Annotated in this window: 8 protein-coding genes; 5 read left to right on the top strand and 3 right to left on the bottom strand. The window is 71.2% G+C overall.

The features are described 5' to 3' along the window. Positions 1–5 precede the first annotated feature (5 nt). Genes ACMXN5_RS32715 through ACMXN5_RS32705 form a run of 3 tightly spaced genes read left to right on the top strand, consistent with a single transcriptional unit; the run spans position 6 to position 3594 of the window. Positions 6–899 carry an LLM class flavin-dependent oxidoreductase gene (locus ACMXN5_RS32715; RefSeq protein ID WP_439681324.1) on the top strand — a complete coding sequence of 298 codons (894 nt, stop codon included), beginning with the start codon at positions 6–8 and terminating at the stop codon, positions 897–899. Further along, positions 896–1774 carry a PhzF family phenazine biosynthesis protein gene (locus ACMXN5_RS32710; RefSeq protein WP_439678509.1) on the top strand — a complete coding sequence of 293 codons (879 nt, stop codon included), beginning with the start codon at positions 896–898 and terminating at the stop codon, positions 1772–1774. Before ACMXN5_RS32715 ends, ACMXN5_RS32710 begins: the two co-directional genes overlap by 4 nt. Before the next feature lie 23 nt (positions 1775–1797). Beyond that, positions 1798–3594: a gamma-glutamyltransferase family protein gene (locus tag ACMXN5_RS32705; protein ID WP_439678508.1), complete on the top strand. Its 1797-nt coding sequence runs from the start codon at positions 1798–1800 to the stop codon at positions 3592–3594. A gap of 54 nt (positions 3595–3648) precedes the next feature. Here the strand turns inward: ACMXN5_RS32705 and ACMXN5_RS32700 are convergent, their stop codons facing one another. The 3 genes from ACMXN5_RS32700 to ACMXN5_RS32690 all read right to left on the bottom strand — a co-directional run bounded on the left by ACMXN5_RS32700 (position 3649) and on the right by ACMXN5_RS32690 (position 8357). Beyond that, positions 3649–4956 carry an MFS transporter gene (locus ACMXN5_RS32700; RefSeq protein ID WP_439678507.1) on the bottom strand — a complete coding sequence of 436 codons (1308 nt, stop codon included), beginning with the start codon at positions 4954–4956 and terminating at the stop codon, positions 3649–3651. Between the two features lie 217 nt (positions 4957–5173). After that, positions 5174–6328 carry a hypothetical protein gene (locus ACMXN5_RS32695; RefSeq protein ID WP_439678506.1) on the bottom strand — a complete coding sequence of 385 codons (1155 nt, stop codon included), beginning with the start codon at positions 6326–6328 and terminating at the stop codon, positions 5174–5176. Between the two features lie 22 nt (positions 6329–6350). Continuing rightward, a complete protein-coding gene (locus tag ACMXN5_RS32690; RefSeq protein WP_439678505.1) occupies positions 6351–8357 on the bottom strand; it encodes a S8 family serine peptidase in 2007 nt (668 codons plus the stop codon). Here ACMXN5_RS32690 and ACMXN5_RS32685 point away from each other — a divergent pair. Then, positions 8356–9360, top strand: coding sequence for a DUF2278 family protein (locus ACMXN5_RS32685; RefSeq protein WP_439678504.1), 1005 nt, complete (start codon positions 8356–8358; stop codon positions 9358–9360). The genes ACMXN5_RS32690 and ACMXN5_RS32685 overlap by 2 nt on opposite strands. A gap of 193 nt (positions 9361–9553) precedes the next feature. Beyond that, on the top strand, positions 9554–12367 hold the full coding sequence (locus ACMXN5_RS32680; protein WP_439678503.1) for a hypothetical protein: 2814 nt from the start codon (positions 9554–9556) through the stop codon (positions 12365–12367). Positions 12368–12429: the final 62 nt, after the last annotated feature.

Here is a 12429-nt window from a genome sequence, read left to right as displayed (position 1 = left end):
GCGCCATGCGGCACGGGGTGATCCTGCTGCCCGAGCAGCGCTGGTCGCACGCACGGCGACTGTGGACGCGCGCCGAGGAACTCGGCTTCGACCACGCGTGGACCTACGACCACCTGATGTGGCGATGGTTGCGCGAAAAGCCCTGGTTCGGCGCCGTCCCCACGCTGGCGGCCGCGGCCGAGGCCACCTCCCGGATCGGACTCGGGACGATGGTCGCCGGCGCGTCCTACCGGCACCCGGTGACGTTCGCCAAGGAATTGATGACCCTCGACGACATCTCGGACGGCCGGATGATCTGCGGACTCGGCGCCGGCGCCGGAGGCCACGACGACCGGGTGCTGGGCCACACACCGCCGTCCCCGGCCGAACGCCACGACCGTTTCGCGGAGTTCGTCGAAATGACCGACCTGCTGCTGCGCCGACGGGTGACCGACCACCGGGGTGCCTGGTTCGAGGCCCACGGCGCCTTCATGGTGCCGGGCTGCGTCCAGCGCCCGCGCCTGCCCCTGGCCATCGCCGCGACCGGCCCCCGAGGCATCCGGCTGGCGGCTCGCCACGCCGACATCTGGGTGACGGCCGGCGACCCCGGCTGGGGCGAACCGAGCGGCTACGCACCGGCGATCGCGAAGCTTCGCGCACAGGCGCACGCCCTCGACGCGGCGTGCGCGGACATCGGCCGCGACCCCTCGACGGTGCGCCGACTGGTCGTCACCGGCGCGATGATCACCGGCGTGATCGATTCGGTGGACGCCTACGAGGACGCCTGCGGGCTGTTCGCGGACATCGGCTTCACCGACCTGGTCGTCCATTGGCCCCGAGCCGACTTCCCCTACCAGGGCAGCCCCGAGGTCGTGGAGCGGATCGCCGGCAAGCTCTTCACGTCGACGGGCACACGATGATCGGCTACGAGCTCGTCAACATGTTCACCGACCGCCCCTTCACAGGCAGCGCCCTGGCCGTGGTCCCCGACGCGACGGGACTGTCGTCCGCCGTGATGCAGCGCGTCGCGGCGGAACTCGGCGCCGCGGAAACCGCCTTCGTCCTCCCCGCGACCTCGCCCCACGCGTCGTACCGGGTGCGCGTCTTCGGCCCGGACGCCGAATCACCGCACGGCGCGCATTCCGGCGTGGGGACCGCCGCCACGCTGGCTCGGTTGGGCCGCGTTCCCACCGGCCGGCTGGTGCAGGAATGTGGCACCGGACGTCAGGTGCTCGCGGCGCGGGCCGACCGCGCCACCCTGCACGCGACCGGGCCGGTGCGCGGCGAGCCGCTGGATCGGCAACCACTGCTCGACGCGGTGGGGCTGACCGAGGCAGACCTCGCCGATGCGGACGGCGACGGCGGGCCGCGACTGGCGGGCTTCGGCGGGGGCTTCGCGGTGCTCCCGGTCCGCGCCGGCGCGATCGCCCGGGCCCGACCCGACTACGCGCACATGCGCGACGTCGCTCTGCCGGCTCTGTGCCTGTTCACCTGGGACCCGGCCGATCGCCTCGCCCGGGCCCGGCTGTTCGCCCCCGGCTTCGGCATCCCCGAGGACCCCGCCTGCGGACCGGTGGCCATGGCCCTGGGCGGGTGGCTGATCGTCGCCGGCCGACTGCCCGCCACGAACGGCGAGCACGGATACACGGTCCGCCAGGGAGCCGAGGCGGGCCGCCCCGCACTGCTCGAGTGCACGGTGACGGTCGAGAACGGCCTCGTGGTGCGAGGCAGCGTGACCGGCCGAGTGACACCGGTCGCCTCCGGACACCTCGCGGACCCCGTCGAATCCCCTTGACCGACCCCCCGGAAGGACGTCTCGTGCTGCATCGTCCGGAACTGCACGGCACCGCGTGCGCGGTCTCCTCCACGCACTGGCTCGCTTCGGCGGCGGGTGTGGCGATGTTCGACCGCGGCGGGAACGCGTTCGACGCCGCCACCGCCGCGGCCCTGGTCATCCAGGTGGTGGAGCCGCATCTCAACGGCCCCGGCGGAGACGTCCCGATCATGGTCTACGACGCGGCGACCGGGTCCACCCAGGTCGTCTGCGGACAGGGTCCGATGCCGCGGCAGGCGACGCCCGAGGCGTTTCGCCGGCGCGGGCTGGCGGTGATACCCGGCTCCGGACTGCTGGCGGCCACCGTGCCCGGGGCCTTCGGCGCCTGGATGCGCCTGCTGCGCGACTTCGGCCGGCTGACCGTACAGGACGTGCTGGAGCCCGCGATCGGCTATGCCGAGGACGGATATCCGCTGCTGCCCAAAACCGCCGCGATGATCGAGGTGATGGCGCCGCTCTTCCGCGACGAGTGGACCGAGTCCGGCCGTACCTATCTGCACCACGGCGCGGCTCCCGCGCCCGGCGCCCGGATGCGCAATCCGGCGCTGGCCCGGACGTATCGCCGCATCCTCGCCGAGGCCACGGCGGGCGGACGAACGCGCGAGGCACAGGCGGACGCCGCGATCTCGGCCTTCTACGAGGGGTTCGTCGCCGAGGCCGTCGACCGGTTCATGGCGACCGAGGAGCCGATCGACTCCACCGGCCGGCACAACGGCGGCTTGCTCACCGGTGACGACCTGGCCGGCTGGCGGGTACCCGTCGAGGCCACCGTGGCCCTCGACTACCGCGGTCACAGCGTGCACAAGGCGGGTCCCTGGTCCCAAGGCCCGGTCTTCCTCCAGCAACTGGCCCTGCTGGAGGGCTTCGACATCAACGCGATGGGCTTCGGGAGCGCGGACCACGTGCACACCGTGATCGAGTCCGCCAAGTTGGCCTTCGCGGACCGGGAGGCGTGGTACGGCGACCCGGAGCACGCCGACGTGCCGCTGGCCGGCCTCCTCGACCCCGCCTACGCGGCGGCCCGCCGGACCCTGATCGGATCCGAGGCGTCCGATGTCCTGCGCCCCGGCTCCCCCGACGGTCGAAAGCCGTGGATTCCCCCGGTACTGGATGTGTCCGCCTCCTCCGGCGACCCGGACTGGCTGCGGCAGTTGGCCGACGGCATCCCGACCGTGCTGCAGCGGACGGCGGCGAAGGGCGACACGTGCTGCGTGAGTGCGACCGATCGCGACGGCAACATGGTGGTCGCCACCCCCAGCGGCGGGTGGCTCAAGAGCTCGCCGGTGGTCCCCGGTCTCGGATTTCCGCTGGGCACCCGAGGCCAGATGGCCTGGTTGGACGAGGGACACAACAACTCCGTCGCTCCCGGCAAACGGCCCCGTACGACGCTCAGTCCGACCTTGGCGCTCCGGGACGGCGCGCCCTACCTGGCCTTCGGTACCCCCGGGGGCGACCAACAGGACCAGTGGACCCTGAACTTCTTCGTCAACCACGTCGACTTCGGCATGAGCCCCCAGCAGGCGGTGGAAGCGGCGACCTTCCATACCGACCACGTACCGAGCTCGTTCACGCCCCGCCGAGCGCGGCCACTGACCGCGGTCGTGGAGCAGGACGGGTTCGATCCGGCCGTCCTGACCGAGCTTCGCCGGCGCGGCCACGAGGTGCAGACGGTCGCGCCGATGACCCTGGGCAAGGTGTGTGCCACGGGCCCGGGCTCGCACGGCGGCGTGCTGGCGGCGGCGAGCCCGCGTGGGCAACAGGCGTACGCGGTCGTTCGGTGACCGTGGACGGGCGCGGTGGGAGCCGCGCCCGGCCTTGCGGAAAGCGGTGCCCGGTCACCGGGGGAGCGTCGGATCGTCGACCGGATCCGGATCCGGATCCGGATCGGCTGCGCCGTCGAGTCCGGCGGGTCGGCTTCGAACCGCCTCGAGACTCGCCAACCCGGGGACCACGACGAGGGAGGTCAGCAGGACGACACCGCCGAGAACGGCGGGGGTGCGCACGGAGAACGCGGAACCGAGCCAGCCGCTGAGCCCGGCGCCGACCAGGATCCCCAGACGGCTCAGCAACAGGTAGCAGCTGTTGACCCGACCGAGAAGCCGACGCGGTACGACCCGTTGCCTGAGGGAGACCACCTGCACGTTCCAGGTCACCACACCGAAACTGGCCACGGCATACAGGACCGCCGCCAAGGCCACGGAGGAGCCGACCCCCAGACCCAGCAGTGAGGCTCCCATCAGGAAGAAGGACAGACCGATTCTGGACGTCAGGCCCAGGCGGTTGCGCAGCCGGCCCGAGGTGACGCCGGCCAACGCTCCGCCGACGGCACCCGAGGCCAACACCATGCCGTACGCCACGGGCGACGCCCCCAGGGTCTTCGTCAACAGCAGCACCAGCATGGTGACCGCCAGGTAGAAAGCCATCGAAGCCACCGCTGCCACGATGGCCAGCAGCCGGATCCCGCGGTGCGTCCAGGTCCAGCGAATGCCCTCGCGGATGTCCGCCGCCACCGGGCGACGAGGTGACGGCGTGCTCGCGCTCGACCGACCCAACGCGGCCACCAGGGCGGCGGCCAGGACGAAGGAGACGCCGTCCACGGCGAACGGGTACCCCGCGCCGACAACGAACAGGGCGGAGCCCAGCAGCGGGCCGACGAAGTGTCCGCCGACGATGAGACCGCCCTCCAGACGACCGTTGGCGGCCTCGAGTTGCTCGGGCCGCACCACATCCGGCAGGGCGGACGTGGACGCGTTGACGAAGACCGTCTCGCCGCATCCGAGCACGAAGGCCAGCAGGGCCGGCACCACCAACGGCGGGCTCGCGACCAGCACCCACGCGGCGAAGCCCAGGACCACCACGGCGCGCACCAGGTCGACCTGCCACATCAGGCGCCGCCGGTCGAACCGGTCGGCCAGGACACCCCCCACCAAGGACATCACCAGCCAGGGCAGCGTTCCGGCCACCGTCACCAACGCCACGGCGCTCGGTGACGACGACACCGTGGCGGCCAACAAGGGCAGGGCCGCATCCCGCATGCCGTCACCCACGGCGGAGACCGACGAGGCCGACCACAGCAGCGTGAACTTCCTCCCCAGCCTCGACGCCGGAAGCCCCTGCGATGCCGCCGATTTCGCCGTAGTCACCGCCCCAGTCTGGCAGCCGGCCGGCCCCGACGACCGGGAGACGAGAGGGATGGCGCCCGGCAGGCTCCCACACGTCGACGGCGCATGCGACCCGTCCGCCCGATTCGTGGTGAGCACCCGGATCCGGGCGAGGACGTCGCCCGTGGGCGAGTTGCACACACGCTGGGCCCGACCGCGGGAATCCTCGGCGGGCGGCGACGCGAGGTCCTCGGCGGGCTCAGCTCGGTTGGGCCGGTGAACCGCGCATCGTCTTGCCGGGGTTGCGCGTCGTCGGGCCGCCGACGGAGTTGAGGACCAGCTGGGCCTGGTTGTCCACGAAACGGGTGAACAACTGCTGCGCGTAGCCGAAGATGACCGCCCAGGCGATGATCTGCGCGGACGAGTCGAGCGCGCTCAGGCCGGGAATGAAGTCGCCGCGCATGAGCAACAGCCCCAGGAGCGCGGTGAGCGCGCCGGTGGGGAGCTTGAGCAGGGCCAGCGCCACGGGCACGTTGTACGGCGTCGAGGTGCCGTGGATCCGGCGCAGCGACGCGGCGGCGGCCACGGCGGCGGCGACCAGGCCGACCAGTTCGACCACCGGGTAGTCCCACTGGGTGGCGACGTCGGCGTACATCTGGTCCAGGCTTCGCCCGTCGACCCGCTCGCCGTTCGCCGCGGCACCGGCGGGGGCGGGGGCGGTGGCCGTGGCACAGACGATGCCGATACCCGTGGGGTTGAAGCACAACGGCACCGTCCCGGGCGAGGCGGCGCCGGCCATGGCGATCAGGGCGGCGATGATCGCGAGCGCCGCGGTGACGCCGAAGACGATGTGCGCGAAGCTGCGGACCCTGAGCTTCTCCTTCAGGTGCACCTGGTGTGCCACCGTCGAGGCGTCGACCAGGACTTCGCGCTGGTTTTCGGTCAGCGTGTCACCGGCGCGGACGGACAGCGCGATTTCGTCCACGTGGGCGCGGCGTTCGTCGCCGAGCGGCAGGTGCTCCTTGATGAACGCCACGATGCCGGGCAGGTGTGCGGTCATGTCCTCCAGCGTCAGCAGCCGGAGCAGGAAGATGTAGGCGACGTCCAGTTGCGTCTGGGCGACCGCGATGTGCGCGGCCGGTCGGCCGTGTTCGTGCCCCAGGGCCTCCTTCGCCTCGCCGAGCGACTCGAGGGCCCGGTCGGCCAGGATCTGATCGCACGCGGTGAGCGGGCCCGGCGCGGTCTTGCTCTTGAGGAGTGCCTCGAGTTCGATGACGCGAGAGCGCAGTCCTTCGCGCAACTCCCACTGTCCGCGTTCGTGCCGTCGAAGGTTCCGAGCCTGCGAACGCGCGTTTCGACGGGAGTTGTCGGCGGGCGGCGGGGGTGGCTCCGAGGGTGTCGACTTTGACTCCATGCATTCGACTATGAACGACGAGTCAGACGAATTCCCGCGCGATCAGCTTCTTCAGGTCCGGCATCACCCCGATGGACGCGCCGGGAGCGCCTGCCGTGCTGTTGCCGGGGGTGGTCAACACCGTGCGCATACGCTTCGGGCGCAGTTTGCCCGGGGCGCCGACGCCCGGGTTCAGCCTGGTGAACAGGTCCTGCACCAGCAGGCACACGCCGGCGATGATCGCGGCCGCGCCCGAGGTGCCGCCGAAGAACGGGCCGGTCCAGTAGGCGTCGGCTTTCGTGGGCGTGTTCGGGTTGCCGGTGGTGACGATGTTCTCGCCCCACGCGAAGCAGTCGACGCGACTGCCGAAGCTGCTCTGCGAGGAGCCGGTGGCCAGGTTCTCCACCGCGATCCGGCCGTGCGGCTGCGCGGACGTGCCGGACCCCACCATGATGGCCCCCGACTCACGGAACTCGCCCGGCTCGTTGCGGTTGAGCACGCGCTGATTCGTGACGGGGTCGCGGAATTCGTCGAGGTTGGCATTCTTGTTCCCCGCCGCCTCCACGACGATCACGCCGCGGGCGGTGGCCAGCGCGATCGCGGCGAAGCAGCCCGGGTCGGTCTCCACCGGCACGAAGCGGGGCACGCCGTTGAACTGCGCCGCGAACTGGACTTCCAGCAGCAGCACGTCGCCGGCGGAGAGCTCCGACTGCGCCCGCATGATGGCGTTGGCGACACGTTGCCGGTCCGCCGGCGAGTTGAAGGCCTGCTTCGAGTGGAAGTAGGAGATCATCCGTGCCGACGCGTTCGGTGCGATGCCACAGATGCCCCGGGTGTTGTCGATACCGACGATCGAGCCCACGACGGCGGCGCCGTGCGCGAAGCTCAGCGGGGTGTTGACGCCGTCGATCAGGCGCAACCCCGGGGGAAGGTCTTCGTGGCCGACGAACCAGCCCTGTTCGAGGTCGATGAACTGGGTGCCGTCGCCGCCCGCGCCCTTGGCCCACGCCGCTTGCACGCCGATGCCGTCCAGTGCCGGGTCCAGATAACCCTGTCGGAAGAACAGCGCGTTGCCGGTGCCGACCACCGGATCCGAGGCGAGCGGCATGCTGTAGGCGAATTCCACGGACCCCCCGAACGCGGCCATGGAGGCGGCGAGCGCCTCGGTGTCGAATCCGGCGGGGCAGTCGATCTCGAGGTAGTTCTCGAAGTTCGTCCGCTCGTAGTCGGGTTCCTCCTCGACGGCCTGATCGACCAGCACCTGGATCTGCTCTGCGGACAGTCCGTCGAAGACGCGGTGCAACGTGAGGTCGGGCAGCAGCGCGCGCACCGCCTCGACGGCGAACTCGCTGCCCGGGCCCAGGACATCGGCGGCGAACCGGTCCAGGTCGAGACTGCCGCCCTGGCCGAGTGGCACGAAGACACTGTCGGCGATCTTGACGATCACCTGCGGGGCGATCTCGGGATCGGTCGTTCGCACGTTGATGCCGAAGGCCGGGTCGAAGGTGATGTCGCCGAGTTCGAAGCGGTTCATCCGCCCGCCGAGGACGTCCGGGTCGTCGACCTCGTCGGTGATCGGATAGCCCAGTCCGCCGGTCTCCGCGCCCATCCCGAGATAGTTGTCCATGATCAGTCCGTGCAGCTCGAACGCCTCGCCCACGCGCGGATGGAAGTAGATGCGTCCGAATGTATAGGCCCGGCAGGAGCCGCCGTCGTAGAGCTCTTCCTCTTCCCCGACCGGATCGCCCAGGTTCAGGATGCCGTCGGAGATGAGGGAATCGTGTTTCTCGTCGATGGGCGACATGGCCCCTCCAGAATGAATGCGTGAGCGGATCCCCGCGCTCGACCCTGGGACGGGGTGCCGCTCTTCCAGCCTAGGCCAGGGTGCCGGCGCGGTCGCGTCGGACCGGTCGGCGCCGGGTGCGGCCCGTTGCCGCGCCGCGTGAGTCGCCGTCGCCCGGTGTGTCGCGCCCGATACCGGGGGGTACGCCCGCCACGATGGCCAGGTCCGCCCGGCGCGGGTCCGGGCCCGGTGGGAAGGGATGCCCATGCCGCTGAGGAGCTACGGAGTTCTGGCCGCGCGGGCGGTGGCGCGCGTACGCGAAGGCGCCTCCGGCACGCCGCACTACCAGATCCATCTGGCCGACGACGCGGGCACCGCGTACCGTGCGGCGATCAACGTGCTGTCCAAGGAAGCGCCGTCCGAGCTGCTGTTCGTGGTGGTGGAGGACTTCCGCCACCCGCTGACCGACTCGCTGCCCGCCGCGGGCAGCGGGTGGACGCCGCTCGCGTCGCAGCCCGGCCACGCCGCGCTCGACTACATCCGCGCCAACCTGTTCGACCCGACGACCGTACGGCCGCTGCCCCCGGACCTGCCCGGCGAGGACAACGACCTGGCCGATCTGCTCGACCACTACGTGCAGCGCGCGATCGGTGACGCGGCGGCCGCGGTCTACGTGTTCGGCGAGCGCTTCGGCCCCGAACCCGACAAGCCGGACAAGGTGTTCGGCTTCCTGCCCGGCAACGGCGTGCACGACGTGCACATGAACCAGGGCAACAGCGAGGATTTCCGCCGGGACGACGGGGTCTGGCAGGACGGCGGCCTGCTCATCCGCCTGCCGGACGGCCGCTGGGTGGCCGTCTTCCTGGCCTTCCAGTCCCAGTCCTGGCACACCGACGACACCACCGGTCACGCCCTCGACACCGCGCCGCCGCTGCCGGGCACCGGCGAGGAGCGAATGCGGATCGTCGGGGCGCTGGTCAACCCGCCCGGACCGGCACCCGAGGCGGAGACCGTCACCCTGCTCAACGCCTCCCCCGCACCGATCGTGCTCGACGGCTGGCGGCTCGTGGACCGCAACAAGACCGCGCTGCTGCTCCCCGCGACGACGCTGGCGCCCGGCGCCGTCCTGCAGGTGCCCGGAAGCCCGTCGTTCCAACTCGGGAACCGCGGCGGCGCGATCACCCTGCTCGACCCGGACGGGCTCAAGGTGCACGGTGTCACGTACACCGCGGACCAGGGGGGTCGCGAGGGTTGGACGATCGTCTTCTGAGCGGTACGCGCGGAGGGGCGGCGCGATGCGCGTCGCCCCTCCGCCGCAGGCCCGGCGGACACCGCCGGCCGCCCGGTCCAAAAGGTGCGTGCCGGGGCCGCGTTTGTCACGCTGGAGACAGGTCGCGTGCCCCGCCGTGGCCCGACGGTCGGCGAGGTGCGTCCCCGGCCGGTCGATCGGAAGGCGGGCAGCCATGACTGCCGACCCGTTCAGCATCCTCCGCATCGAGGACATGCTCTTCCTGCGCGTCGAGGTGGTCAACCTCCGCCGCGAGGGGGCGCGTCTGGTTCGGGAGGATCCCGCCGCACCGGCGCTGGTGCTGTTCCACGCGCCGTCCCAGCACACGAACGAAGGCGTGCTGCTCGGTGGGCAGTTCCCGGAGACCGTGGCCGCCTTCGCGGCGGGAGGAAGCACGTTGGTGTTCCTGCTCCCGGACGGGCAGGACGGCATCGACCTGACCGTCGACGCGCTGCTGGACTGGAACGGGCTGACCCCGACGCTCGTCCCCGCCGACCAGCCGCGGGACGACCCGAACGAGCCGGCCCTGTTCGGCGGGATCCCGCGCACCGCGATCGAGTTCCCCACCGGCGTGCTGCTGGGCCACGACCACGACGGTTCGGCGTTCGAGTGGTCGGCGCGCCTGGCCGAACCGGTCGCGCTCGACGGGCGGGCCGAACTGTGGCACGCCGAACTCTCGGGCGGAAACGGCGGGCCCGTACACCTGAAGGCGTTCGCCGAGGCGCCCGGGCGCCCCCCGCACACCGGAATGCCGCTGGACCCGACCGTGCCCGGCGACCTTGTCGCCCTCACCAGCCTCGACGAATTCGTCGGCCCGGACGGGGTTCCGCTGCGCCGGCCCCTGGTGGCCGACCGGTTCATGCTCACGCCACTGGGCGCGACGGTACGCATGACCGGTTCCTGGCCCATCGCGCCGGGCTTCTCCTCGGTGAGCCTGACCGGTTACGAGCACATCGCGTCGCTCGGGCGCGACGAGTTCGTACACACCGTGCGCCAGGGCTTCCTCAGCAGCGGCCATCGGGCGTCCCTCGTCGACATCACCAGGCGGACCTACGACGACCCGGGCGACCTCACCTCGGTCGCCTATCTGCACAAGGAAAGGCACATCGTGGTGGACCAGGCCGAGGTCGCCTACGGTGCGAACGCGGGCTACGACCGGCATCAGGGACGGCAGATACCGTTCCGATCGCTGCGGCTCACCGACCTGGTCACCCCCGTGATCGATCCCGGGGAGGGCGCGTTCTGGGTGACCGTGCGCGGCGAGCCGTACCGGTTCCACGCCACCGCGACCGATGCCGAGGGCCGGCACGTCAGCCTGGACCTGCCGCTCGTGTTCGCCTCCTCGGACGCCCTCGACCGCATGGCGGCGGTCTACAACGACCCCGCCACCGCCGACCGCGCGAACGTGGGGCTGGGCGGACAGACCGTCGCCCTGGCCGAGAACCCGAGCGGGGACGGCAGCACCGGCATGCCGGTGACGTCGGCGCGCTTCACCCTGGCACCGGCCTCCGGGAACCCGGCCGGGGTGCTTCCCGCCATGGTCGACGCGGTGGCGCGGGTGCCCGCAGTCGAACAACTCACCGGACTGGCCACCGAAACCGCCGTACGGCTGCACGACGCCTACCTCGAACAGGGCTTGGACGGCCAACCCACCGGCGCGTTCCTGCATCTGGTCGACGCGCTGCCGATGAACCTCTCCGCCGAGAAGGCGGGCGGCCTGGCCAAACCCAGCATGGCCGTCCAGGCCGTCACCACTCGAGCGGGGTTGCTCGCACCGAAGTTCCTCGGCGCGGCGGGCGACGCGGTGGGGGTCGACTCCGCGTCGCTGGCACAGATCTTCGGCGGTACGAAACTGCTGGGCCCCATCGATCTGGCCGACCTGCTCGCGGACGTCCCGGCGACATCCGTCGCGGAGTTGCGGGACCTCGGCGAGGACGAGATCCGCCGCCGGCTCGACGGTGTCTCCCAGGCACTGCTGCCGGTACCACTGATGCGGATCGGCGATCTCGTAGACGGATCCGGCTCCGAACTGCGGTACGTGTGGAAGCCCGCGCTGAAGAACGACCTGCCGCTGCTGGATCTGGACGGCGCCGCCCTCGTCCTCGAAGCGACCACCGTGCGCTCGCCGGACGCCCTGAGCAAGTCCAGCGTGCGCGGCGAACTCAAGCACTTCGCATTCGTGTTCGCGGACATCGTGCGGGTCGACTTCGAACGCCTGACGTTCACCGCGCACCCCGGCAGCGCACCGGACGTCAGCGCCGCGGGTGTCGCGCTCACCTTCGAGGAGAGCCTCGAGTTCGTCAACCAGCTCCGCGAGGCGCTGCCCTCGGACGTGTTCGGGCCCGGCTCATTCGTCGACGTGAACACCTCCGGGATCACCGCCGGCTACTCGCTGACCCTGCCGACGCTCTCCCTGGGCATGTTCAACCTGAGCAACGTCGCCCTGGCCGCGCGCCTGACCATCCCCTTCGACGACAAGCCGGCACGGTTCCGTTTCGCCGTCTCCGAACGGCACAACCCGTTCTGCGTCAGCGTGTCGCTGTTCGGCGGCGGCGGCTTCTTCGCCCTCGAAGTGAGCACCCGCGGCATCGAACAGATCGAAGGATCCCTGGAGTTCGGCGGCAACGCATCGCTCGACCTGGGCGTGGCCAGCGGCGGCGTGCACCTGATGGCGGGCATCGCGTTCCAGATGGCCGGCGACTCGGTCACGCTGACCGGATACCTGCGCTGCGGCGGCTACCTGTCCGTGCTGGGCATCGTCGGCATCACCGTCGAGTTCTACCTGGCCCTCACCTACCACAAGGACAACGGCATCTCCGAGGTGATCGGCCAGGGCAGCGTCACCGTCAGCGTCCGCGTCGCGTTCTTCAGCAAATCCGTGAGCCTCGCGCTGGAGCGCCGGTTCACCGGTTCGGCAGCCGACCCGTCGTTGACGGACACCATGAAACTCGAGCACTGGCACGAGTACTGCCAGGACTTCGCCGAGTGAACCGCGCCACGGCCACCCCGATCCGAGGTCCATCCCGGGTGACCCCGCCTGGAAGGCACGCC

Origin of the sequence: Embleya australiensis (genome assembly GCF_051903075.1) — a bacterium.
Classification (GTDB): domain Bacteria; phylum Actinomycetota; class Actinomycetes; order Streptomycetales; family Streptomycetaceae; genus Embleya.
The sequence above is the reverse complement of the archived record's forward strand: the minus strand, read 5'-3'. Positions and strand labels throughout refer to the sequence as shown.